The sequence below is a fragment of the Halorubrum ejinorense genome, assembly GCF_039522565.1.
In the GTDB taxonomy this organism is placed as follows: domain Archaea; phylum Halobacteriota; class Halobacteria; order Halobacteriales; family Haloferacaceae; genus Halorubrum; species Halorubrum ejinorense.
The window spans coordinates 419102-441624 of record NZ_BAAADQ010000002.1; the positions used below are offsets into that span (position 1 = coordinate 419102).

At 69.7% G+C, this 22523-nt stretch carries 23 protein-coding genes; 10 read left to right on the top strand and 13 right to left on the bottom strand.

What is annotated here, in order from left to right:
• Positions 1-40: 40 nt before the first annotated feature.
• The 5 genes from ABDZ89_RS04240 to ABDZ89_RS04260 all read right to left on the bottom strand — a co-directional run bounded on the left by ABDZ89_RS04240 (position 41) and on the right by ABDZ89_RS04260 (position 6900).
• On the bottom strand, positions 41-1120 hold the full coding sequence (locus ABDZ89_RS04240; RefSeq protein ID WP_343776933.1) for an ABC transporter permease: 1080 nt from the start codon (positions 1118-1120) through the stop codon (positions 41-43).
• A complete protein-coding gene (locus tag ABDZ89_RS04245; RefSeq protein WP_343776935.1) occupies positions 1113-2360 on the bottom strand; it encodes an ABC transporter permease in 1248 nt (415 codons plus the stop codon). Before ABDZ89_RS04245 ends, ABDZ89_RS04240 begins: the two co-directional genes overlap by 8 nt.
• Positions 2357-3967, bottom strand: coding sequence for an ABC transporter ATP-binding protein (locus ABDZ89_RS04250; protein ID WP_343776937.1), 1611 nt, complete (start codon positions 3965-3967; stop codon positions 2357-2359). The genes ABDZ89_RS04245 and ABDZ89_RS04250 overlap by 4 nt, the downstream gene beginning before the upstream one ends.
• 119 nt (positions 3968-4086) lie before the next feature.
• Positions 4087-5241: a BMP family lipoprotein gene (locus tag ABDZ89_RS04255; RefSeq protein WP_343776939.1), complete on the bottom strand. Its 1155-nt coding sequence runs from the start codon at positions 5239-5241 to the stop codon at positions 4087-4089.
• A gap of 204 nt (positions 5242-5445) precedes the next feature.
• Entirely contained in the window at positions 5446-6900 is a 1455-nt protein-coding gene (locus tag ABDZ89_RS04260) for a phosphohexomutase domain-containing protein (RefSeq protein WP_343776941.1), read from the bottom strand.
• A gap of 152 nt (positions 6901-7052) precedes the next feature.
• Between ABDZ89_RS04260 and ABDZ89_RS04265 the strand changes: the two genes are divergently transcribed.
• Positions 7053-7331: an acylphosphatase gene (locus tag ABDZ89_RS04265; protein WP_343776942.1), complete on the top strand. Its 279-nt coding sequence runs from the start codon at positions 7053-7055 to the stop codon at positions 7329-7331.
• Between the two features lie 80 nt (positions 7332-7411).
• Here ABDZ89_RS04265 and ABDZ89_RS04270 read toward each other — a convergent pair whose 3' ends face one another.
• Together ABDZ89_RS04270 and ABDZ89_RS04275 are read right to left on the bottom strand one after the other, a co-directional pair.
• Positions 7412-7882, bottom strand: coding sequence for a DUF7960 family protein (locus tag ABDZ89_RS04270; RefSeq protein WP_343776997.1), 471 nt, complete (start codon positions 7880-7882; stop codon positions 7412-7414).
• A 775-nt stretch (positions 7883-8657) separates the two neighbouring features.
• Positions 8658-9095, bottom strand: a complete 438-nt coding sequence (locus tag ABDZ89_RS04275) for a winged helix-turn-helix transcriptional regulator (RefSeq protein ID WP_343776943.1) — start codon at positions 9093-9095, stop codon at positions 8658-8660.
• Positions 9096-9164: 69 nt separating this feature from the next.
• On the opposite strand from ABDZ89_RS04275, the gene ABDZ89_RS04280 reads away from it, so the two are divergent.
• Both ABDZ89_RS04280 and ABDZ89_RS04285 read left to right on the top strand, forming a co-directional pair.
• Positions 9165-9614, top strand: a complete 450-nt coding sequence (locus tag ABDZ89_RS04280) for a DoxX family protein (RefSeq protein ID WP_343776945.1) — start codon at positions 9165-9167, stop codon at positions 9612-9614.
• Positions 9615-9705: 91 nt separating this feature from the next.
• Positions 9706-10188, top strand: coding sequence for a VOC family protein (locus tag ABDZ89_RS04285; RefSeq protein ID WP_343776946.1), 483 nt, complete (start codon positions 9706-9708; stop codon positions 10186-10188).
• Between the two features lie 28 nt (positions 10189-10216).
• Here ABDZ89_RS04285 and ABDZ89_RS04290 read toward each other — a convergent pair whose 3' ends face one another.
• A complete protein-coding gene (locus tag ABDZ89_RS04290) occupies positions 10217-10660 on the bottom strand; it encodes an SRPBCC family protein (RefSeq protein WP_343776947.1) in 444 nt (147 codons plus the stop codon).
• A 189-nt stretch (positions 10661-10849) separates the two neighbouring features.
• On the opposite strand from ABDZ89_RS04290, the gene ABDZ89_RS17160 reads away from it, so the two are divergent.
• The 4 genes from ABDZ89_RS17160 to ABDZ89_RS04305 all read left to right on the top strand — a co-directional run bounded on the left by ABDZ89_RS17160 (position 10850) and on the right by ABDZ89_RS04305 (position 15274).
• On the top strand, positions 10850-10969 hold the full coding sequence (locus tag ABDZ89_RS17160) for a DUF7989 family protein (RefSeq protein WP_464388570.1): 120 nt from the start codon (positions 10850-10852) through the stop codon (positions 10967-10969).
• Between the two features lie 213 nt (positions 10970-11182).
• Positions 11183-12208, top strand: coding sequence for an ABC transporter ATP-binding protein (locus tag ABDZ89_RS04295; protein WP_343776948.1), 1026 nt, complete (start codon positions 11183-11185; stop codon positions 12206-12208).
• Positions 12205-14235: an ABC transporter permease family protein gene (locus ABDZ89_RS04300; RefSeq protein ID WP_343776949.1), complete on the top strand. Its 2031-nt coding sequence runs from the start codon at positions 12205-12207 to the stop codon at positions 14233-14235. The genes ABDZ89_RS04295 and ABDZ89_RS04300 overlap by 4 nt, the downstream gene beginning before the upstream one ends.
• Complete coding sequence (locus tag ABDZ89_RS04305; protein ID WP_343776950.1) at positions 14228-15274, top strand: ABC transporter permease; 1047 nt, start codon at positions 14228-14230, stop codon at positions 15272-15274. The genes ABDZ89_RS04300 and ABDZ89_RS04305 overlap by 8 nt, the downstream gene beginning before the upstream one ends.
• A gap of 25 nt (positions 15275-15299) precedes the next feature.
• On the opposite strand, the gene ABDZ89_RS04310 is transcribed toward ABDZ89_RS04305, so the two are convergent.
• Positions 15300-15965: a trimeric intracellular cation channel family protein gene (locus tag ABDZ89_RS04310; RefSeq protein ID WP_343776951.1), complete on the bottom strand. Its 666-nt coding sequence runs from the start codon at positions 15963-15965 to the stop codon at positions 15300-15302.
• A gap of 40 nt (positions 15966-16005) precedes the next feature.
• Entirely contained in the window at positions 16006-16839 is an 834-nt protein-coding gene (locus ABDZ89_RS04315) for a DUF2797 domain-containing protein (RefSeq protein WP_343776952.1), read from the bottom strand.
• A gap of 21 nt (positions 16840-16860) precedes the next feature.
• On the opposite strand from ABDZ89_RS04315, the gene ABDZ89_RS04320 reads away from it, so the two are divergent.
• Positions 16861-17229 carry a BsuPI-related putative proteinase inhibitor gene (locus ABDZ89_RS04320; RefSeq protein WP_343776953.1) on the top strand — a complete coding sequence of 123 codons (369 nt, stop codon included), beginning with the start codon at positions 16861-16863 and terminating at the stop codon, positions 17227-17229.
• Positions 17230-17292: 63 nt separating this feature from the next.
• Here ABDZ89_RS04320 and ABDZ89_RS04325 read toward each other — a convergent pair whose 3' ends face one another.
• Entirely contained in the window at positions 17293-18852 is a 1560-nt protein-coding gene (locus ABDZ89_RS04325) for a hypothetical protein (protein WP_343776955.1), read from the bottom strand.
• 318 nt (positions 18853-19170) lie between these two features.
• Here ABDZ89_RS04325 and ABDZ89_RS04330 point away from each other — a divergent pair, with 318 nt between their 5' ends.
• The gene (locus ABDZ89_RS04330) at positions 19171-19620 is read left to right on the top strand and encodes a hypothetical protein (protein ID WP_343776957.1); all 450 of its coding nucleotides are present in this window, start codon (positions 19171-19173) and stop codon (positions 19618-19620) included.
• 3 nt (positions 19621-19623) lie between these two features.
• On the opposite strand, the gene menD is transcribed toward ABDZ89_RS04330, so the two are convergent.
• Together menD and ABDZ89_RS04340 are read right to left on the bottom strand one after the other, a co-directional pair.
• The gene (menD, locus tag ABDZ89_RS04335; RefSeq protein ID WP_343776958.1) at positions 19624-21516 is read right to left on the bottom strand and encodes a 2-succinyl-5-enolpyruvyl-6-hydroxy-3-cyclohexene-1-carboxylic-acid synthase; all 1893 of its coding nucleotides are present in this window, start codon (positions 21514-21516) and stop codon (positions 19624-19626) included.
• 91 nt (positions 21517-21607) lie between these two features.
• Positions 21608-21988 (bottom strand): DUF5830 family protein, encoded by a 381-nt coding sequence (locus tag ABDZ89_RS04340; protein WP_343776960.1) that lies wholly within the window; start codon positions 21986-21988, stop codon positions 21608-21610.
• A gap of 104 nt (positions 21989-22092) precedes the next feature.
• Here ABDZ89_RS04340 and ABDZ89_RS04345 point away from each other — a divergent pair, with 104 nt between their 5' ends.
• Positions 22093-22458 (top strand): DUF5658 family protein, encoded by a 366-nt coding sequence (locus ABDZ89_RS04345; RefSeq protein ID WP_343776961.1) that lies wholly within the window; start codon positions 22093-22095, stop codon positions 22456-22458.
• Positions 22459-22523 lie beyond the last annotated feature (65 nt).

Genomic DNA, 22523 nt, shown 5'->3' on the forward strand with positions numbered 1-22523 from the left:
TAGTCCGACACCCGGCCGCGACGGCCGCGCCGCCGTCGGCTCACTCCTCGGTGTCGTAGTGCTCGCCGGCCGCCTCCGGGAGCTGCGTCCGACCGACCAGCGCGAGCACGATGATGACCACCACGAACGGGGTGATCCGGATCAGCTGGCGGGGGACGCCGATCCCCTGTAGCTGGAGGACGGTCTGTACCGCGTCCAGGCCCGCGAACAGCATCGTCGAGAGGAACGCCCCGATCGGGTTGTAGTTACCGAACAGGTACGCCACGATGGCGATGAACCCCTTCCCGTTGACCATCGTCGGCCCGTTCCCCGTGAACTGCCCGAGGTCGAGCGACAGCGCCGCGCCGCCCATCCCCGCGAGCACGCCGGAGATGATAACCGCCGCGTACCGGACGCGGGTGACGCTCACGCCGGCGGTGTCGAGCGCCTTCGGATTCTCTCCGCTTGCGCGGATCCACCGACCGAACGCCGTCCGCTCGAAGACGTACCACGAGGCGAAGACGGCGAGGAACAGCAGGTACACCGACGGCGACGCCGAGAACAGCGCCCCGAAGAACGGCAGGTCGGCGAGCACCGGCACGGTGATCGACCCCATGGTCGCGACGATCGGCGTGTTCGGGCTGCTGTAGATCACCTGCGAGGCGAACGGCGCGAGCCCGAGCGCGATGAGCCAGACCGCGAGCCCGGCGATGATCTGGTCCGCGCGGAACTTGATCGTCACCACGGCGAAAAGCGCCGCGAGCAGCGTGCTCGCGATCACGCCGCTGACGAAGCCGATCCAGACGCCGCCGGTGACCTCGGTGACGTAGACGGCGCCGAACGCCGAGATGATCAGGAGCCCCTCCAGCCCGATGTTGATCACGCCCGACTTCTCCGCGAAGATGCCGCCGAGCGCGGCGAACGCGATCGGCACGGAGAGCCGCAGCGCCGCGGCCAGCGTGTTCTCGCTCGTGAGGACGGCGGCGAGCGTCCCAGCGAGCGAGTCCGGGAACAGCAGGCCCGCGACGAGCAGCGCGACGACGGCTCCGATCGTCGTTCCGGCGAACAGCGCGCGCGTCGAGTACCGGTCGAGGAGACCGTCCTCGTCAACGGCCGCGCCCTCGGCGTCGACGTTACTCATCGGACTCACCCCCCTCCTCGACGACGGTGCCGCCGTCGGTCGCGACCGCCTCCGGTTTCGACCCCACGCCCGGGAGCCCCTTGGCCAGCAGCCGGAAGAACTCCGGCATCGCCACGAAGAGGATGATGAGCCCGCGGAGGACGCCCACGAGCTGCGGCGGCACGTCGGTCGCGAACTGGACCACCGTGGTCCCGCTTTTCAACACGCCGAAAAGCAGCGCGGCGACGCCGACCCCGAGGGGATTGTTGCCGGCGAGGATCGAGACCGTGATCCCGTCGAAGCCGTAGGCCGGAATCCCCGTCTGGAACGTCCCGAGGATCATCATCACGTACATCGCGCCCGCGACGCCGCCGAGCGCGCCCGAGAGCGTCAGGCTCGCGACGATGGTGCGTTTGGAGTCGACGCCCCCGTACTCGGCCGCCTCGGGCTGGACACCGCTCGTGCGGACGTCGTACCCGAAGGCCGTGTGTTCGAGGACGTAGTACAGCGCGCCGACGGCGAGGAGCCCGAACAGGAGCGCGACGAGCGAGAAGTCCTGGCGAGCGCCGAACAGCACGGCGGGGAACTGCGCGAACTCCGGCAGCGGGACGGTCTGGTTCGCGGCGCTGTTGGGGTCTTTGAAGATCCCGCTGACCAGGTACAGCGCCACGCCGGTCGCGATGAAGTTGAGCATGATCGTCGTGATCACCTCGTTGGCGTCGGCGTACGCCTTCAGCAGACCCGGAATCGACCCGTAGAGGCCGCCGCCCACGCCACCGACGAGGAGCCCGAACGGGATCAACACGACGGTGCCGACGACGCCGGAGACGAACGCCGACGCCCAGAGGACGCCGAGGGCGGTCGCCAGCGCGCCGACGACCATCTGCCCTTGGGTCCCGATGTTGAATATCCCGGCGCGGAACGCCAGCGCGACCGAGAGCCCGGTGAAGATCAGGAGCGTGGTCTCCCTGAGCGTCACAGAGAACTGCCCCTCCGGCGACCAGCCCCCGCTGAACGGGTCGCCGAGCGCCCCGAGGAACAGCCGATCGAAGACGACGACGGGGTCGTAACAGAACCCGGTGCCGAAGTAGTACACCGCCTCGCCGGCGGTACAGCTCGTCATCCGGCCGGCCACCAGCACCAGCACCGCACCGATGAGGACGGAGAGGACGAGCGCCGCCGAGCTGATCAGGATGCGTTCGGTCGCCGACGCCTCGACGAGCCGTTCGAGCGCGCCGCGCGCGCGGTCGGCGGCGCTCACGCGCGCTCACCGTCCGCGGCGTCGGTGTCGGCCGCTGCGTTCGGCTCCGCCTCGCTCGTCGTCGCCTCCGGGTCACCGCCCCCGCCGTCGTCGCCCGGACGCTCCCCGGCCATCAGCAGGCCGAGCTCCTCTTCCGTCGTCTCGTCGGGGTCGACCACGTCGATGAACTCCCCCTCGTAGACGACCGCCAGCCGGTCGGAGAGCCCTTGAACCTCTTCGAGCTTCGAGGAAACGAGGACGATCGCAACGCCCTGTTCCCGGAGTTCGAGCAGTCGCTCGTGGATGAACTCGATCGAGCCGACGTCGACGCCCCGCGTCGGATGCGAGGCGACCACCAGCTCGGGGTCGCGCTCGAACTCCCGGCCGACGATGAACTTCTGTTGGTTGCCGCCCGACAGCGAGTGCGCCTCGGCGTCCGCGTCCGGCGGTCGCACGTCGTACTCGTCGATTATGGCGTCGGCGTGGTCCCGCGTGTCGTCCCAGTTTATCCGGCCGTTCGGCGCGAGCTCGCGTCCGTGTTGACTGCCCAACAGCCCGTTCTCGACTAAGTCGAACTCCATCACGAGCCCGCGCTCCTGACGGTCCTCTGGGATGTACGCCATTCCGGAGTCGATCCGGTGGCGTCGGGAGGCCGTCGTGACGTCCTCGCCGAGGAAGCGGATCTCGCCCGCGTCGGCGTCCTGAAGCCCGGTGACGGCCTCGACGAGTTCGGACTGGCCGTTGCCGTCCACGCCCGCGATCCCGAACACCTCGCCGGCCCGGACGTCGAAGGAGACGCCGTCGACGGCGCGGACGCCGCGGTCGTCCTCGACGACGATGTCCGAGACCGACGCGACGACATCGCCCGTCTCCGCGGCGCCGTGATCGACGTCTAAGAGGACCTCGCGGCCGACCATCAGCTCCGCGAGCTCCTCCTGGCTGGTCGCGTTCGCGTCGACGGCGCCGACCTTCTTCCCGTCGCGGAGGACGGTGATCTCGTCGGCCGCGCGCATCGCCTCGCCGAGCTTGTGCGTGATGAAGATGATCGTCTTCCCCTGCGCCGTGAGTTCGTCGAGCACGTCGAACAGCTCCTCGACCTCTTGGGGCGTCAGGACGGCGGTCGGCTCGTCGAGGATGAGCGTGTCGGCGCCGCGGTACAGCGCCTTCAGAATCTCGACGCGCTGTTGCTCGCCGACGGAGACGTCCTCGATACGCGCGTCCGGGTCCACGTCGAACCCGTAGCGGTCGGCGAGATCGACGACGGCCTCGCGGGCGCCGGCTCGGTCAACCGCGAGTCCGCCCCACTTCCGCGGCTCGTTGCCGAGCGTGATGTTCTCGGTGACGGTCATCGGGTCCACGAGCATGAAGTGCTGGTGGATCATCCCGATTCCGGCGTCGATCGCGTCCCGCGGCGAGCGGAACGCCTGCGGTTCGCCGTCGAGCCGGACCGTCCCCGACGTCGGTTCGTAGAGGCCGTAGAGAACGTTCATCAGCGTCGTCTTGCCGGCCCCGTTCTCGCCTAAGAGTGCGTGAACGGTGCCGCGCTCGACTTCGAGGTCGACGTCGTCGTTCGCCACGACCCCGGGGAACCGCTTCGTGATCCCGTCGAGGTGGACGGCTGAGGCCATTGGTCTGATTATCTCTGGTTCGAGGGGGGCTGAATATGTTTGGATACGTCCGCGGAAGCCACCGGACGACTGCCCGTTACCGCGGAACGCGAGAAGGGGTCGCGTCGGTTCGGTGACCGTTACGGCTCCGAGGGAACGTCGATGTCGCCGGCGATGATGTCGTCGCGGGCGGTCGCGACCTGATCGCGGATCTCCTGGGGGATCTCCGAGCCGAGCTGGTCGCCGTAGACGAGCTCGACGCCGTCGCTTTCGAGGCCGAGCGCGACGTTCGAGCCGCCGGGGAACTCGTCGTTGACCGTCGCCTCGATCGAATTGAACACGGCGGTGTCGACCCGCTTGACCATGCTCCCGAGGATGACGTCGGAGTACTCGGGGCGCGTGACGGACTGGTCGCGGTCGACGCCGATCGCGAACCGCTCCTGCTCTTGGGCGGCCTGGAAGACGCCCGTGCCGGTGTTACCCGCGGCGTGGTAGACGATGTCGGCCCCGCTGTTGTACATCGCGTTCGCCGCCTCGCGGCCCGCCGCCGGGTCGTTGAAGCTCCCGGTGTAGTTGACGCTGACGTCCACGTCGTCGCTGCCCGCGGAGGCGCCCGCCTCGAAGCCGGCCTGGAACTTCTGGATCAGGTCGGACTCGACGCCGCCGACGAACCCGAGGTTCGTCGAGTCGCCCGCGGTCGAGCCCGCGCCGGCGGAGAACGAGCGCGTCGTGAGCAGGCTCGCCATCAGCCCGGCGAGGTACGACCCCTCGTGCTCTTGGAAGACGTAGCTCGCGACGTTGTCGGCGTCGACCGCCGAGTCGACGATCATGAAGTCCTGGTCGGGGTACGACGAGGCCGACTCCGCGAGGGAGTCCGCCTGGAGGAAGCCGATACAGCAGACCAGGTCGTAGTCCGGGTCGTCCGATCCCGCGAACTGCTGCTGGAACGTGCTGAACTGCGCCACCTCGTCGGGCTGGGACTCGCGGAACGCGATCCCCAGTTCCTCTTCGGCTTGAATGGCGCCCTGCTGGGCCTGGTCGTTGAACGACCCGTCGCCGAGGCCGCCGGTCGCGTAGACCATGCCGATGTTCGCCGCCGGGCCGTCCCCACCGTCGGAGCCGTCGGACCCGTCGTCGCCGTCCCCACCGTCGTCGCCGTCCATTCCGTCTGACCCGTCAGAGCCGTCGGAGCCGTCCTCACCGTCGCTCGGGCCGCCGCTACACCCGGCGAGGCCGATGAGGCCCGCTGCGCTTGCCGCCTTGATGAACCGCCGCCGCTCGAAGTCGGATGCCATCTCGTACGTAACCCCGTCGGAACGCGGCATAAATTCACCGTTCCCTCCGCGGCGCGGGAGCACGTTCGTGAGGAGAGCACGCCGAATTCGACCCGAATGAGCGACCGTTCACCGCATTTCGATCCACGAATCCGAATTCCCCACGGTTGTGAACGATTAACCCCGCGGCGTCGGCTCGGCGGGAGGCCCGACCCGGAAGGCGGGCTACGACGCCGCGACGGCGTCCTCGACCACGGCTTCGACGTCCGCGACGAGGTCGTCGACGTCGTCGCTCTCGGCGTACACCCGAACGTACGGCTCCGTGCCGGACGGTCGCACCAGCGTCCACGAGGCGTCGGCGAACTCCAGCCGGACGCCGTGGTCGGTGTCGACCGCGGCGTCGGGGAACGCCGCCGGCAGCGCCGTCTCCAGTCGGTCCATCACCGACTCCTTCGCCTCGTCGGGACACGAGACGCTCGCCTTGCGATACGGGCGTTCGGTGACGGGTTCTCGGAGCGCGCCGAGTCCGTCAGCGGCGACGAGGCGGGCGATCACCGCCGCGGAAGTCACCCCGTCGATCCACCCGCCGAAGCCGACGTGGATGTGCTTCCACGGTTCGGCCGCGAAGACGACGCGGGTACCGGCGTCGTTCCCGGCGGCCGCGGCCGCCTCCCGGACCGTCGCGATTCCCTCGTGAAGCGCGCCGAGGCGCACTCGTTCGACGCGCCCCCCGGCTTCGCGGACGCGCTCGTCGATCCGCCCGGAGGCGTTGGGCGTCGTGACGACGACCGGGTCGGCCGCATCGCTCGCGCGGGTGTAGCGCTCCGCGAGGACGGCGAGGACCGTGTCCTCGTGGACGACTTCGCCGTCGGCGTCGACGATCACGATCCGGTCGGCGTCGCCGTCGTGGCCGATGCCGAAGGCGAACCCCTCGGCCTCGCCGTCGCCCTCATCGGTCGGGCGTCCCGGGTCCGAGACCCCCTCGTTGGCGTCGGCGACGAACGCGCGCAGGTCCGCGAGCGTCTCCGGGGTCGGCTTGCTTCCGCGGCCGGGGAAGTGGCCGTCGACGTTCCCGTTGAGCGTGACGACGTCGGCGCCCAGTTCGCGGAGGACGGTCGGCGTCGCCGGGGCGCTCATCCCGTTGCCGCAGTCGACCGCGACCCTGAGCCCGTCGAGGTCGGCGCCGAACCCCGCGGCGTACTCGCGCACGTCGTCGAGGTAGTCGCCGAGGGGATCGGTCCGGACCGCCTCCGTCCACTCGTCCCACGGGGCGACCGGCTCCTCGTCGGCGACCCCGGCCTCGACGGCGCGCTCCAGTTCGCGGTCGAACTCGGAGCCGTCGCGGAACAGTTTGATCCCGTTGTCCGTCGGCGGGTTGTGCGAGGCGGTGAGCATCACGCCGTACCGCCCGCGAGAGGCGTGCGCGAGCGCCGGCGTCGGGAGTTGACCGGCGCGGCGGACGGTAACGCCCCCGGCTGCCAGACCGGCCTCCATCGCGGCCGCGAGCGCGGGCCCCGTCACTCGCCCGTCGCGGGCGAGAACGACGGTCGACTCGGCGTCCGTCTCGTCGGCTCGCGAGCGGATCTCGGCGCTCACGGCTCGCCCCACTGCGAGCGCGAGCGCCGGCGTGACGCGGTCCTCGACGCCGCCGCGGATACCGGCGGTTCCGAACAGGTCCATGTCGGCCACCTCGGCGCCCGGGAGTTAGTAGGCGTCGGTTGCGCGCGGGCCGGTCGGTCGAGGACCGGTCGCTCGCGGGCCGGACGGTCACGCCGCGGTTCGGTCGCTCGCGGGCGGGCCGTTTAACAGGACGGCGGGCGCACGACCCACCGATGACCGACCGCGTTCGTGCGCACGTGTTCGTCTCGGGTCGCGTTCAGGGCGTCTACTACCGGGCGACCACCCGCGACACCGCCCGGGAGGCGGGGGTCGACGGGTGGGTACGGAACCTCGACGACGGCCGCGTCGAGGCCGTCTTCGAGGGACCGGAGGGAGACGTTCGCGACATGGTCGCGTGGTGCGAGACGGGGAGCAAGGCGGCGGACGTCGACGACGTCGACGCGGAGTACGTCGAGCCGGAGGGCGAGGACGGGTTCGAAGTCAGGTGGTGAGGAGCGACCGCCGGGCCGGGGTCGACGGAGGCGGTGAGAGGTGACCGCCGGGCCGGGGTCGACGGAGGTGGCGTCCGGCGTCAGTCGTCGCCGACCGTCGCGGCGTCGCCGGAGCTGTCTCGCACGCCCAGTTCCTCTAACGCGCGCAACACCACTATCGCCTCGACGACGTCGCGCTCCTCGGTGTAGGCGTCGTCGACCGCGTCGAGCGTCGCCTCGGCCTCGCGCGTCAGTCGCGCCTCCAACTCGGTCTGGTCCGTCTCGGCCTTCGTCGCCGACAGCAGGGCCTCGTGGTCCTCGCGGAGGTCCAGGGAGACGTGCGCCGCGTTACACCGCGAGAGCGGATGCGCGTCCATCTCGATGGCGAGGTCGCTTACGAGGTCCCAGTCGTCGGCGCAAAAGCGGAGCGTGACCGTCCCGACCACGTCGCGCCACGCGATCGGTCCTCCGTTCTCCATGAGCCGGAGCGCCCGCGGCGGCACCGCTATCCGGGTGTGGGTGTCGTCCCGGCCGCACAGGCAACAGGGGGTGTTCTTCAGTCCGGCGTACACGTCCATTCATACGGGTCGGAAAGGGGTGTGCGTTTCGGCGCGGAGAAGCCCACGGGCGAGACCCCACCGTCGGCAATACCTTATATAACTAAACTGACGGTCGGAAAGCGTAACCATAATCACCGTACATTAACCCATCTGTGGCTGTTAGCAACCTATATTTCCACAATTCTTATATTGTTAGATGGCAGTTATGTCATGTGAGTAAAGTAATTTGGGCACTCGCTGTAGCGTACGTTCTCGCCGGATTCGGGATGTTCTACAGTTTCGCGATAGATTCCGCCGAGCTATTCTCAGCCCTAACCGCCGTCATCTTCCTTCTGATGGCTCCCTTAGCGTATCTTGTTTATAAGCGGCAGGTGGTGAACGGGTAATCGTCACGGATCGGTCGGTACGTGTCTCCCAGCGATCCACTGATTCGGACGAGGTCTGGTGCGGTGGCGCGTGCCTGCGAGGCCGCCTCGCGGCCGAGTAGCACGCGCGAGGGAGTCAGTCGCCGGAGCGAAGCGGAGGCGACTGACGAGGCTGGGGAGGTGAGAGGTGCGATGCTGTGCGGGGCGGGACTCAAAGGGGCAGCCGCGAGGGCGGCGCAGGCGACGGAAGCACCGCAGGGAGCGAGTGAAACGAGCGACCGAGGAGCGCAACGAGCGTGCGCCGCCCTCGCGGCTGGGGCTTTGGAGGTGTTAGCCGTCAATTCGCCAGTACCGATTTATAAACAAACAGCCACGAGGCAGAGTGTCACTTATAAATGACCAACAGTATATTTAACCAGATCTTACGCTTCACATTCGGCCAGCCACTCGTTGGCCCAGTCGTCGATCTCCTCGAAGACGGGCGCGAGCGACTCGCCTTTGTCAGTTAAACTGTAGTACGTCGCCACCGGCGAGTCCTCTTCCAGCCTCCGGTCGACGAAGCCGGTCTCCTGGAGGTCGTCGAGCACGCGCGAGAGGGTGCGGGCGTTGGCGTCGGTCTCGCGTTTGAGCTCGTTGAACCGCACCTCGCCGCTGAGCAGTTCGTGGAGGACGACGAGCCGCCACTTCGAGCCGATCTGCTCGAGCGAGTCGATCACCGGACAGGGCGTCTCCGGCGCGGTCGCCGCCTCCGCTCCCGTCGCCGACTCGCTCCCGTCGGTCTCCGATCCGGTCGCGGCCGGTTCTGCCTCTCCTGCCGTCGTTTCCGCCGATTCCGTCCCGGCGAGATCCTGCGATGACATCGGTGTTACCTACTAACCGTATTGTCCGGGAAGCGATAAATAGGTTACGTCCGTATAGCAGGTTACACGATGTTAGCTGAATTCACGACGCTACCGCTCCAGTTCGACACCGCCCTCGCCGGCGAGCTGTTCCTGCTCGGCCGGATCCTGTTCGGCGCGACGCTCGCGTTCATGGGGCTCAACCACTTCATGGACCTCGAAACGATGGCCGGCTACGCCGAGTTCAAGGGACTCCCGGCGCCGGCGTTCTCGGTGATCGCGTCCGGCGCGGTCCTCGTTCTCGGCGGTCTCGGGGTCGCGGCGGGCGCGTTCCCCGTCGTCGCGGCCGGCGGTCTCGCCGTCTTCCTCCTCGCCTCCGCCGTGACGATGCACGACTTCTGGTCGGTCGACGACCCCGAGGAGAGACAGAACGAGATGACGAGCTTCCTGAAGAACGTCTACGGCGCCGGCGCGGCGCTGGCGCTGCTCGCCGTCGGCGGCACCGCGTGGCCGTACGCGGTCGGCGTCGGGCTGTTCTGAGGCGCGCTTGGGCCCCGCTCTCGTCACTGCCGGCCGCTCCCGGACCGTGACCGCCGGAACGGCTAACCGTCTCGGCGGCGAGGCCGGACGCATGAGCGACCCGCCGCCGACGACCGGGCTCCACCACGTCACGAACATCTGTACCGACATCGAGGAGACGCAGTCGTTCTACGAGGACGTGCTCGGCTGGCACACGGTCAAGCGGACCCAGAACTACGACGACCCGGGAACGCCCCACTACTACTTCTCGTCGACGCCCGACGGCGAGCCCGGGACCACCGTCACCTACTTCGAGTACCCGGACTCGCGGGGGACGCCCGGGCCGGGCGCGAGCCACCACTTCGCGTTCGGCGTCGAAGACGAGGCGACGCTCCGGGAGTGGCAGGCGCACCTGCGCGAGCGGGACGTGCGGGTCTCCGAGGTGAAGGACCGAACCTACTTCAAGAGCATCTACTTCACCGACCCCGACGGACTCGTCTTCGAGCTGGCGACGCAGGGGCCGGGGTTCACCCGCGACGAGGACGACCCCGGGAGCGAGGCGATCGACCCGTTCGAACGCGGCTACGAAAACTGACCGGGCAGACGCCGGCCCCTTCGGACCCTCATTCGTCCCCTTCGACGAGCGCCGCGAACCGGTCGAGCGCGCGGCGACAGATCGGGACGTACGGCGCCGCGAGCAGCGGCACTTCGATGACGACTCGGCACCGATCGGGACGCCGGGGGTAGCGCTCGACGCGGTGACCGGTCGCTGGCACGCCGGCGACCCGCCAGTCCCAGCGGAGCCGCGTCGCGGCCGTCACCCGGAACGGGACCCAAGCGCCCGCGACGCGGACCCGCCCGGTCGTTCCGGTCTCGACGTACCGGTCCGTGCTCTCGACGGCGCGGACGGAAGGGCTCCACTCCGGCCACCGCCGCGTGTCGCGGAGCGTCTCCGCGGTCGCCTCCGGCGGCGCTGCGACGTCGCGGCCGACCGCCAGCGTCGTTCCCTCGCGGACCACCGACGTTCGATCGTCGCGATCGCTTTCCTCCGAACCCGCGCGGGTCATCGCGGTGCCATCGCCGATGGATCCGAACGTGCGTTCGGTTCCGCACACCTGAAGGGGCTGTTTCCCGAAGTTCGTCTACCGATCGAGGTGCGCTCGCGACGTAGCATATATATTCCTTATATGGTATCAGGACTCATTATCTCTTTCCACGAAGGGTTAATACGGGGTTTAGCGGTAGGAGGGAACAAGATGGCAAACGACAACGACACCATGAAAGACGTCTCTCACACGGCACCGAACGGCACGTCCGCCGACGCGGTCTGGGAACGAGGCCGAGGGCCGGTCGAAGAAGAGGAAGAAGAGGAGTAACGCGGTCTTTTTCGGTCCGTTTTTCGCTTTCGACGACGCGGAGCCGACGGCTCGGCTCTCACCCGAGAGCGCGCTCTCCCGGGGCGATCTCACTGACGTCGTCCCGACGGTGGTCGCTCGCGAACCCCGGCGTCGCGCCCGGTCCGTCCGTCCGTTCTCGCCGCCGATAACCGAGGGCGTGGCTTTAACCCGAACCCCGGCGGAGGCGCACGCATGATCGAGGTGTCGGGGCTGCGGAAGACCTACGGCGACTTCGCGGCCGTCGTCGACAGCGACTTCAGCGTCGACGACGGCGAGGTGTTCGGGATCGTGGGCCCGAACGGGGCGGGCAAGACGACGACGCTCAAGGTGATCGCCGGACTCGTCGAGCCGACGGACGGGGAGGTGACCGTCGCCGGGTTCGACGCGTCGGACCCCGAGATGCGCCGGCACCTCGGGTTCCTGCCGGAGGAGTCGCCGCTGTACGAGGAGATGACCGCGCTGTCGTACCTCCGCTTTTTCGCCGACCTCTACGACGTGCCCCGCGACGTGGCCGACGAGCGGATCGAGGCCGCGCTCGACCGCCTCGAACTCGACCACCGCGAGCGGCGGCTCGGCGACGTCTCGAAGGGCATGAAACGCAAGGTCGCAATCGCGCGCTCGCTCGTCAACGACCCGGACGTGCTGGTGTACGACGAGCCGGCCTCCGGGCTCGACCCGGTGACGACGAACTCCGTGCTGGCGTTCACCCGAGAGCTCCGCGAGACGGGGAAGACCGTCGTCTTCTCGGCGCACAACCTCTATCACGTCGAGTCGGTCTGTGACCGCGTCGTGGTCATGAACGAGGGGCGGATCGTCGCCCGCGGGAGCGTCGACGGGATCCGCGAGCGCCACGGCGAGACGACCTACCGCGTGTTCACCGACGTCGAGCCGACCGCGACCGGCGCGCTCGCCGACCTCGACGCGCCGACGGAGGCCGTCGGGGACCGCTTCCGAACGACCGTCCCGAGCATGGACGCGATCGCGGCGGTCCGCGAGGCCGTCGCCGACGCCGGGGGCGAGGTCGTCGACATCCGGAGCCGAGAGCCGAGCCTCGAGGACGTGTTCCTCGACATCGTCGGCCGCCCGATGCCGGGCCGGTACACCGGCGACCCAGACGCGGACGCAACGGAGGGCGACGCGGCCGACGCGAAGGCCGGGTCGGACGGGGGGTCAGAAGACGAGACGGACGCCGAGACGCCGACGGAGGCCGTCGAGTGATCGATCGGCTGCGCCGGGTCGCCCAGCGGCTCGCGGTCGGCGTCCGCCGCGTCCTCCGAGTCGCGAAGTGGGAGTCGTCGCGCGCGACCGGCGGCGTCGACCGACGGACGCTCACGGCGGGGCTCGCCCTCCTCCTCGTCGCTGGAGGCGTCGTCGGCGTCGGCGTGGCGACGGGCGTCGCCGGCCTCGACGTCGACCGCGACATCTACCGCGTCGGCGTCGACGCGGACTCTCCGTACGCGGACGCCGTCGAGGCGAACCCGTCGCTCCGCCCCGTCTCGGCGGGCCCCGAGTCACTCGGTGACTCCGCCGACGCCGTCGTGGTGACGGTCGTGGCCGCGGGGGCCGAGGACGACGGCGCGATAGACGCCGCCGAGGTGACGGAGGTGGTCGTCCGCGCCAGCGACACGCGGAAGGGCGAGGCCGCGGCCGCGTCGGTCCGCGAGGCGGTCGAGGCGCACAACGAACGGCTGATGCGGGCCGAGCCGAACCGGACGGCCGCGTTCCCGATCACCGTCACGCTTCGGTACGCCGGTCGGACGACCGGGTTCGACGAGGGCGCGACCCTCGGCGGGAGCGGCGGCGACGCGACCGACGGCGGCGGATCCGGCGGAGGCGACGCGACGGGCGGCGGCTCCGCCGGCGGTTCGGACGGCGGCGACGCGACCGACGGGAGCGGGCCGGACGGCGCCGGTTCCGTCGACGCGGACGGCGGCTCGGACGACGGCGGGTTCGCGGTGCCGTCGATCGGCGGCGGCGCGTTCGGCGCGGACACGGTCGGCTCGCCGGGGTCGATCACGCCGCCGTTCCCGTTCACCTCGCTACTCCTCGCGTTCGTCTTCCTCGTGCCGATGAACTTCCTAATTCAGGCGTACGGCTCGTCGATCCTCGACGAGCGGACGAACCGCCGCGGGGAGCCGCTCCTCGTCACGCCGCTGTCGCCGGCGGAGATCGTCGCCGGCAAGACGCTGCCGTACGCCGCGGGCGCCGCGGCCGTCACGTCCCTCATCGCGCTCGCGGTCGGCGGCGGGCCGCTGTCGGTGTTCGCGGTCGCACCGGTGGCAGCGACGTTCCTCGGGGCCACGTTCGTCGGCGCGATGTTCGCGCGCTCGTTCAAGGAGCTCACCTTCGTCACGGTGGGCGTGAGCGTCCTGTTGACGACGTACGCGTTCGTCCCTGCCATCTTCACGAACGTGACGCCGGTGGCGCTCGTCTCCCCGCTCACGCTCGTCGTCTTCGACCTCCAGGGCGAGGCCGTCTCCGTCGGCGAGGCGCTGTTCTCGACGGTGCCGATGGCGGTCGGCGCGACGCTGCTTTTCGGCCTCGGGCTCGGCGTCTACCGCGAGGAGGACATGTTCTCACAGAAGCCGGTGGGCCGGAAGTTCCTCGACGCGCTCGCGGTGCGGCTCGCACCCGTGTCCGCCGGCGGATCGCTCCTCGGGCGCGGCCAGCTGCGCGCGCTCGTGTCGGTCGCGTTCCTCACGGCCTGTACGATCCCCTTCGTGTTCGTCGCCGAGCTGTTGGCCGTCGCGGTGCTGTTCGCGCTGCCGATCACGGTGTCGGTCCCGGTGTTGCTCGTTACCATCGCGTTCATCGAGGAGGTCGCGAAGTCTATCGGCCTGTACGCCGGCTTCGAGCGCGGCGTCTTCGGACGGTCGAGGCGAGACGCCTCCGAGTCGCCGACCGACGACGGCCCCGTCGGCGGCGCGCTCCGCGTCGCGCTCGCGGTCGGGCTCGCCTCGGCGGTCGGCTTCTTCCTCGCGGAGAAGGCAACCGCGGTCGTTCAGGCGGTCGGGCTCACGGAGCTGTTCCTAGGCCGCGCCGCGTTTGGCGACGTGGCCGGGCTCTCCGGGCTCCCGCCGGTCGCGCTGGCGGCGCTGTTCTTCGCCCCGCTGGTCCTCCACGGGGTCACGACGACCGTCGCCGCCGTGGGAGCGAGCCGCGGTCGGACGGCCTACGCGGTCGCGCTCGTGGTGGCGACGCTCGGTCACGCCGCCTACAACGCGGGGGTGGTGAGCCTTGGATAGCCGCCTGACGATAGCCGGGCGCGAACTCGCCGGGTTGCGCGCAGAGAAGACGATCCTGCTGGCGATCGCGATCCAGCTGTTCATCGCGGCGTTCTCGTCGTTCCTCGTCGTCGGGCTCGTCTCGATGTACGACCCGGGCGCGCTCGACGGCGCGGAGATCGAGGTCGCGGGCGCGGGCGACGCGGTCGACGACTTAGAGCGCGCGGCGGCCGAGGTCCCGGGGGCGTCGGTCACGCCGTACGCCGACCCGGCCGACGCGCGGAGCGCCTTCGAGCGGAACGCGGCCGACGCGGTGGTGATCGCGACTCGCACGGAGTCGGGGCGGGTGTCGACCGTCGTCACCGCCCCGGACGCGACCGTGGAGACGACGGTGATCGTGGTACAGCTCCGGGATCTCCTCCGTGCCTACGAGCTGAACGAGCGCGACGCGCGCGCCTCGTATCTGGAGGAGTCGCCGCTGCCGCTCCCGGACCGCGGCGAGACCAGCCCGTACTTCTCGTTCACATACACCGTCCTGATCCCGGTGTTGGTGTTCCTTCCCGTCTTCATCTCGGGGTCACTCGTCGTCGACTCGATCACCGAAGAGATCGATCAGGGCACGCTGGAGCTACTTCGCGTCGCGCCCGTCACGGTCGCCGATATCGTCGACGGGAAGGCGGCCGCGGCGATCGGGATCGCCCCCGGACAGGCGTTGCTGTGGCTGCTGCTCCTCGAGGCGAACGGCACGTCGGTCGCGAACGTCGGCCCGATACTCGCGCTGATGACCGCGTTGACGACGCTCGTCGTCTCGGTCGCGGTCGGTATCTCGGCGGTCGCCCCCGACCGGCAGGCGGCACAGCTACTCTACTCCGTCGCGGTCCTCGTGCTGTTCGGCGGCGCGACGGCGATGGCGGGCGGCCCGGCCAACGCGGTGGCGCGGCTGGCGATCGACAGCGCGGACGCGACGACCGGGGTCCTCGTGGTCGCGTACGCAGCCATCGCGGCGGCCGCCTACCTCGGCGTCCGGCGCGTCGTCGCCGCCGAGGGGTTCGGCCGCTGAGCCGGCGACTCGTTCCGTCGAACGTCTACGACCGGCCGCTGATCCGCTCGTCGAGCTCCGCCGCGGTCGGGAGTCGCCACCCGTACGCGACGGCGAGGAGCCGGACGCCGACGGTCACCGCCGCGCACGTCGCGGCCGCGAGACCGGAGGGCGCGCCGAGCGCCCCGGCCAGCCAGTAGGCGACGCCGCCCGCCACCGCGCAGCTCGCGTAGAAGTCCTCGAAGAGGATGAACGGCGGTCGGTCGAGCAGAATGTCCGCCAGCGCGCCGCCGCCGACCGCGTTGATCGTCGCGACCGCAACCACGCCGAAGGCGGACACCCCCGCGCCGGTCGCGACGATGGCGCCGGTGGTGGCGAACGCCGCGAGCCCGACGGCGTCGGCGGCGACCGTGATCGGGTGTTCGTCCGGCGAGGCGAGCCGCGCGCTCAGTCCCACGGCGAGCGTGACCCCGACGAACCCCAAGAAGATCTCGACCGGCGAGCGCAGCGCCAGCGGCACGCGAGCGACGAGGAGGTCGCGCGTGACGCCGCCCGCGAACGCCATCGCCAGCCCGACGACCGCGACGCCGAACAGGTCGAACTCCTCGCGGACGGCCTTGCTCGCGCCGACCAGCGCGAACGCGACGAGTCCGACCGTGTTCATGACGGCGAACGGATCGCCGAAGAGGGTCGTCAGGACGCCCTGTGTCACTGCTCGATCGTAGGCGCTCGGCCGTTTTGAGCGCTCCGGCTCACCCGCCGAACGCGCCGAGGCTCGACTGGAGCTCCCGCTCCGGCACGGCGTCGGTCAGTTCGTAGCCGACGAGGTCGCGGGCGTCGACCGCGTACGTCGAACCGCCGCGGTCGAGCACCAGGACTCGCCCCTTCCAGCCGCGGACGGTCCCGGCGGCCATCGTCTCGGCGACCGGTCGCTCGTCGAGGCCGAGCCCGTAATCGAACGAGAACCGCTCTATCGGATCGAACCGCGCGAGAAGCGCCTCCCACGCGTCGCCGTCGACCGAGCGACCGAACCCGTCGAGCTTCGTCGGGACGCGCACGCGGTCGACGAGGTCGTCGCCGGCCGCCAGCTCGGACTCCACTTCGCGGGCGATCCGACCGTTCTCGAACGTCCGAATATGCGCCGCGCGGTCGGCCCCCTGCTCGCGGAGGCGGGTGCCGAGCCGCCACTCGCGGGTGACGCCGACCTTCAGCACGTCCGGCGCGAACGCGGCGAGGTACATCGCGTGGGTCTCGTGGCAGTCCATCTCGTCTTTCAGGCACGTCCCGGTACACCGGGCGCACACCCAGACGTGACTGTGGTCGTCGCAGTACGGCGCGTCGCCGGCGTCGCAGGCGACGTGGTCTCCCTCGTGAACCGTCCCGGCACAGCGGCGCTCCCCGAGCCCGAAGGACAGCTCGGTCCCCGGACTCGCGTCGACGTAGTCGACGCTCCCGCCGTCGGCGACGTAGAGCCCGCCTCCAACCGGCCCGTCGGTCGCCGCGGTCGGAGCGTCGTCCGCGGCCGAGCCGCTCTCCGTCTCCGGGGAGTCGCTCGCGCCGTCCGTCTCGTAGCCGACGACCTGCACGCCCCGAGGTACGGGCAGCCGATGCTTATAGCCGTCGTCGCGGCGCTCGGCGGCGACGGAGACCGACGACGGGGTGGCGCTCTCGCTGGGGATCGAAACCGACGGGTCGGAGCCGGCCACGCTCGAATTTCAGACCGGCCAGCGCGCGGAGTTCACCGCGTATCCGCCGGGCGCGCTCGACGACGAGAGAGGGGAGCTAGTCCGACTGGCGGCGACTCCGCCGACCCGATCTGGCGGTACGGCGCGGCCCGGACGTTCACGCAGGCGCTCGGCAGCGAGACCATCGCCCCCGGCGAGTCGGTCGCCTACGAGCGGACGTGGCGCCACCCGCCCGCCGAGACGGCCTTGTCAAAGTATATAGAGGATGACATTTTTTTACAGTCGTGCTGAATACAGAGCATATATACAGCATAGTATCGGAATGGAACTGACTCCCAACGTGCCATCCGAAATTCATAACTTTTCGGCTCCCATGCCCAAGATATCGACTTCCTCGCCACTGCCCGCCGCTTCGAACTTTTCTTCCTCCGATAGTTCTTGGGCCCCGGCCAGATGGACGAGCGGAGCGTCCAGCGCCGTCGCGCTCAGCCAGATCTCATCGCTGCCGTCGTCGTCATCGTCGTCGTCCCCCCGTTCACCGAGGACTTTCACGTTCACGGCGTTGAGTCCTTTCCGCCCCTCGTCGGTCTGGAATGCTTGCGATGCCATCTGCTCGATCAGTTCTGCGTTATTCATCTCGGTGCTCTCTGCCAGAGTGGTACCGACCAACGAGCCCAATCGGCTCCGGTCGCGGACGAACTGCTCGACGATACGGTCCCCGTACTCGTCGCTCTCGATATCATCCGGGGTGACGCTCGCGACCTCGGTCAGACCCTCGTCGAACAGGAGCGTCACCGACTCCTCGAAGAGTGCGCCCTCGTCGAGTATCCACCCGCCGGCCAAGATGATTTGATCGTCGTGGATGACCCGCCGGACGTAGAACAGCCCGGGCAACGCCGTCGGTGCATCCACCGGCGTCACGGCCACGGGACAGACCAGCGTCTGCGAGCCTGATCCGCCGTTGTCGTATTCGACGTTGTCGCCCGGCATCACCATATCTCTGTCCTCGCCGAGGATGATTTCGCCGGTGCCGTCGGTCGTGAGGAAGACGCGTGTTCCGATGGTGCCAGCCGATATCGGCGCACCACTGACGACAGCGGCCCCCTCCATTCCGTGGCCGACGATGCCCCGGCCTGCGGTGCGGTAGGTGTCCAGTTCCGCCGAGAGAATGTTCTGACAGGCGAGGTCCTCGTGGAGCGACACGGAGCCGACGGTCCGGATACACCCGTCGTCGTCGTACTCGATTCCCTGGCTCCCGTACTGGTCGTGGAACGGTGCGCGGACACCGTCCGGTTCGCGTGAGGGGGCGAAGTACGCGAGCACCCGATCCAGCGTGAGTTGCTCGGCCAGCGAGCCACGGTCACCCGGCAGCTTCGCGTCGGGCAGACAGACGACGAACCGCTCTCCGATAGTCGGCTCGTTCTCCAGGTACTCCCTGAGAGCGTCGTCATCCGCGGTCTCAGTGTCCGTATCGTCGTCGGCACTCTGCGTCCGTGGCCTATTCCGTGGTGGTCTGCCCGCGAGGGCCTTGCGGCGGTATCCCGGTCCCCTCGCCTTCTGTTGCGCGCTCGTCGACCAGCCCTCAAGGTCGATCTCACGAGAATCAGCCCGGACCGTTGCCGGCACCGCCCGAACCTCGGTAGTACCAGCGAGAGAGAACGCCAGCCCGTCACCGTCGCTGTCAGGGCCCTGGTTCGGCGGCGCTTGCCCGGGGTAGAACGCCGCCGGGGCGGAGGCCGTCGTCCCGACCAGCTGCTGGGCACCGCGGTCGATGAGTCCGTCGACGGCGGAACATCCCGCGAGCCCACCGAGTACGGCCGCTCCGCCGGCAGCGAGCATCGTTCGCCTCGTGATTCCCCACCCGGAGGGGCTCCGCTCGGTACGGCTTCTCGTCTCGTTCGAGTTGCTATCCATATCTGAACTACGAACGTGCTTTAAACATATAAATTAGATTATAAATAGTCATCAAATTTGTGCACGCGCTTCCTGTTCCAGATCCATTGCCTGTGCCCGAGATCGACAACGAACGGAGTTCGGTCTGAACCAGCTCTCTGCGAGATACGCGTCCGTATTCAGCACGCCGTTTCTATCAGTTGTTGAAGCTTTCAACGGAGCCGCCGGTACCTATCGAGTCGGCGGCGAGAGACCACGACGGACCGCGACGTGCGCTCGGAGGCGGTCGTTTCCCTGGAGTGATGAATCTATAAGTGCCGCGCGGTCCGGCCTTCAGTCATGCGTACGGCAGCCCTCCCACCGATCGTCGCCGCGGTCGTTGCGCTCGCGGTCAGCGGAATCAGACGGTTCTCGGCCCTCCTCCTCCAATCACCCGTGTCGCTTCCGCCGTCCGAGCGGTTCACGATGTACCTCATGAGCGCTCAGTTCGTGGCTTTCGTACTGATATACGGCCTGGTCTTCGGCGTCGCACTCGGGTCCGGCCTGCGAGACGCGGACGTCTCCCCGACGTCGACCGCGCTGGCGACGGGCGCGAGCGCGACGGTCGCGTTCCTCGTCGGTTCGGCCGCCGTCCTCTGGTATCTCGCCCCGAGCAGCGGAGCGGTCCTCACCGCCGTCTTCTCGCTCGGCGCGAGCCTCGGCGTCGGGATCCAATTCGCCGTCGTCGCGTACGCGGGGGTCTCGATCGGCGAGGGGCGCCGCGACGAGCCGAATCCGATGGCCGCCTGAGTCCTACTCGGCCGGCTCGTCGCCGTGGACCGCGCGCTCGACCGCGGCCGCCAGCCGCTCCCGCGTCCGATGGCTGGCCTCGGCCGCCGTCTCGACCTCGATCAGGTGCGACCCCGCCGCCTCGTGAGCGCGGGAGACCGCGGCGGTCACGTCCGCGGCGACCGCGTCGGCGCGCTCCGCCGGCGTTTCACCGCGCTCCGCGAGCGCCTCGGGACGCGCGTCGATCCGGGCGTACTCCAGCCCGTGGAACTCGGAGAGCGGCTCGAACGCCAGCCCGTGCGGGGTCTTGAACGAGTCGGTGAACGGCGGATCGAACGCCTCGATCGGTAGTTTGTGAAAGATGCCGCCGCCGTCGTTGTTGATCGTCACGACCGTCGCGTCCGCATCGCAGCGGTCGATAGCGAGCAGGCCGTTGGCGTCGTGGTACAAGGCGAGGTCGCCGAGGACGAGCGTGAGATCGTCGGTCGTCCCGACGCCCGCGCCGAGCGCGCTGGAGACGATCCCGTCGATGCCTGAGACGCCCCGGTTGCCGAGCGCGGTGACGTTCGCGGTCGTCGGCCCGACGAACCGGTCGAGGTCGCGGACGGGCATCGAGTTGGAGACGAAGAGCGTCGCCGGGTCGGGGAGCGCGTCCGCGACCGCACGCAGGGCGTCGCCCTCGTGAAACCCGGCGTCGGCCGCGGTCGACTCCGCGTCGCCATTCCCGTCGCCCTCCACGTCGGCGTCACGGGCGTGAACGGCCGCCGCGGTCCGGTCCGCTTCCTCCCACTGTTCGCGCCAGCCGGGGTCGCCGCTGCCGCCGCGGACGTGCCGGGAGAGCCGTGCGCAGAGCCGACTCGGCTCGGCGACGACGAGGTCGGTCGCGGCGAACTCGGCCTCGCGCCACCGTCCCGCGGGGTCGACCTGGTACTGGTCGGCGCCCGTCTCGGCGAGGTACTTCCGGAGCCGCTTCGAGGTCGGCGAGGCGCCGAGCCGGAGGACCGCGTCGGGGTCACGCCAGTCTTCCGACCCCTCGCCGTCGCCCGCGAGGTCGGCGGAGAGGTACGCGTCGTAGGCGCCGACGACGGGCGCGACGCGCGTGTGGCCGCCGTACCGGAGCCCCGAGAGCGGGTCGGCCAGCACGGGGAACCCGGTCGCGTGCGCGAGCGCCGTGACCGACTCGGGGTCGATGCCCGGCGGGTCGGCGGGGCCGGCGACGATCAGGCCGCGCTCCGCCTCGCCGAGGGCGGTCGCGAGCGCTCGCACCTCGTCGTCGCCCGGTTCGGGGGCCCCGGGAGTCACGTCGACGTAGGGGCCGTCGCGTCCGTATTCGGCCAGTTCCGGGAGGTCGTCGGGCACGTCGCCCGGAACCGGTGTCGGCTCCAGGGGCTTCGCGAACGGGACGTTGAGGTGGACCGGTCCCTGGTCGGCGCCCTCCGCGGTCGCGACGGCGCGGGCGACGGTGGTGCGCAGCGACCGGAGCGCCCGGTCCTCGGCGGCCGGCTCGGGGAGGTCCTTGTAGAACCTGACGGCGTCGCCGTACAGCTTCTCCTGGTCCGCGGTCTGGTTCGCGCCGGAGTCGCGCAGTTCGGGCGGTCGGTCGGCGGTGAGCGCCAACAGGGGGACGCGGGCGTTGCTCGCCTCCATCACGGCCGGGTGGTAGTTGGCGGCGGCGGTGCCGGAGGTACAGATCAGCGGCGTCACGCGGCCGGTCCTGCGGGCCCGACCGAGCGCGAAGTACGCCGCGGAGCGCTCGTCGAGCTGCGAGTAAACGCGGATCTCCTCGTGGCTCGCGGCGGCGACGGTCAGCGGCGTCGAGCGACTGCCGGGCGAGGCGACGACGGCGTCGACGCCCGCGGCGACGAGCTCGTCGACGAGCGCGTTCGCCCACAGGACGTTCCGGTTCGGCGCGGTCATTACCCGCCGTTCGACCTCCGAGGTAAATACTCCGGCGGGTTCGGTCGACGGGGCGGTCCCGGCGACGACCGAGCGGCGCACCGACCCCTCGCTACTCGGACTCCCGCCCTGTCACCTTCCGTACGCACGAGGAGCCGAACGGACCGAGCTCGCCCGCGTCCAGTTTCACGAAGTGCCCGGTCGTGACGCTCGCGCCGCACCGCCGGCAGGTGAACTCGCCCTCGCGAACGGCGACCTGACTCTCGTACTCGACGTAGGTCCCACCGCGGCGGATCCGAAGCAGAGCGCCCTCGCGGTCGACGACGCCGCGCTTCTCGGCGGCGTCGAGGATGTCCCGGGTGAGCGCGGGGCTCGTCGTGATCGTCTCGATCCGGTCGACCGCGTCGGCGAGGTCGAGCTCCTCGCGTTCGAGGTGCGCGAGCAGCTCGACGCCGAGCTCCAGCTTCTCCTCGCGGGTCGACGGCTCCGTCACGGCCGGCGAAACGGCGCGGGTCGTCTTAAGTCGGCGGGATGCCGGTCCGGCGCCGGAACCGCGAGAACCGGCAGATTCACCTTCGTCTGTCGACAGTTCGATCCGTGGTTCGATCCCGCGACCGGTCCCGGCGCCGCCCCGCGTACCGCCGGCGCCCGAACGAGTTCTACTGGCTGTGGATCGCGGCGACCGCGACGTACGGCGTCGGCGACATCGTCTCGACTATCGCCTTCCTCCGGTACGTCCCGGCGATAACCGAGGCGAACCCCGTGGTCGCCTTCGCGCTCGACTCGTTCGGGTTCGCGGGGCTCGTGGCGCTGAAGTTCGTCGTCTACCTGATCATGCTCTGGATCAGCGTCGAGGGAGCGCGCGAGGGCGACAAACTGTTGTACTACTTCCCGCCGGTGCTGCTCACGGCGACCGGGACGTACCTCACCGCGAGCAACGTGCGACTGCTGTGGCTCTCCTGAAGCCGGAGACGCTCTCAGCCGACGGCAACGCTCGCGCGCGGCCGATCCTCGGACCGGCGTCCAGC